We start from the raw sequence: 724 nt of genomic DNA on the forward strand, positions 1-724 counted from the left end.
TCCCTTGCCTGCCCATGCATCTTTTATCAGTCCCGGAAGATCAATTAACTCAATTGGAATAAATCTCCAGCCATCAGTGCATTTTGAATTTTGAGGATTGTCTTGTATGTTAAATTCTGTATGTACACATGGCGTGATTGCATTTCCAAGTGCCCTTTCTGGTTTTTTTGTTGTAAATGGATAAGTCGAGACCTCTCCACCTGCCAGTGTTGCTGCATTGAAAAATGTAGTCTTACCGGTGTTAGTCTTACCTAAAAGGCCAATCTTGATTGGCATGTCCTCATCTGATGGATGCTTGCTATTTATCTTTGCCGTAGTTTATTCATCATGGTGATGGGGAGATACATTACTTGATGAATTTTTTATCTCTTCAGAATACCACTTGATCTGGTTTTTTTCATCTTCGGTGAGTGTATCGTTCCATTTTTCAAGCACGAGTTTTATTATCTGTGAGCCGTTATACAACAATGCCCAGTATGGGTGATGCTCTGCAGTTGTAAGGGCAAGCTCTTCTATTTCCTCAAGGCCTGTCTTTGCAACATCTAGTCCACTTGAATGCTCGCCGTAAATTCTGATTATATTGGAATCAGTATCAGCGTGCATCTTGATTAGAACGTTTTTCTTTTCAAACGACTTGACCAGATCCAAGAGCGACTTGTGAAATTGCTCAAAATCGTCCGCCATGTCTTAGAAAAGTCTCTGGTGTTCTGCAAGCATGCAACGA

Annotated in this window: 2 protein-coding genes; both read right to left on the minus strand. The window is 40.6% G+C overall.

Annotated elements, in window-relative coordinates; translation table 11 throughout:
- Positions 1-276, minus strand: a 276-nt coding sequence (locus tag DYY66_RS00105; RefSeq protein WP_178085559.1) for a GTPase, incomplete at its 3' end; no start/stop codon positions are given.
- 42 nt (positions 277-318) lie between these two features.
- The gene (locus DYY66_RS00110) at positions 319-684 is read right to left on the minus strand and encodes a hypothetical protein (protein WP_218583536.1); all 366 of its coding nucleotides are present in this window, start codon (positions 682-684) and stop codon (positions 319-321) included.
- Positions 685-724 lie beyond the last annotated feature (40 nt).

Origin of the sequence: Candidatus Nitrosotalea sp. FS, assembly GCF_011319475.1 — an archaeon.
Lineage (GTDB): Archaea > Thermoproteota > Nitrososphaeria > Nitrososphaerales > Nitrosopumilaceae > Nitrosotalea.

Bases quoted from the DNA above. Each gene is read 5' to 3' on its own strand.
- DYY66_RS00110 (WP_218583536.1), bottom strand. From the start codon at position 684: ATGGCGGACGATTTTGAGCAATTTCACAAGTCGCTCTTGGATCTGGTC.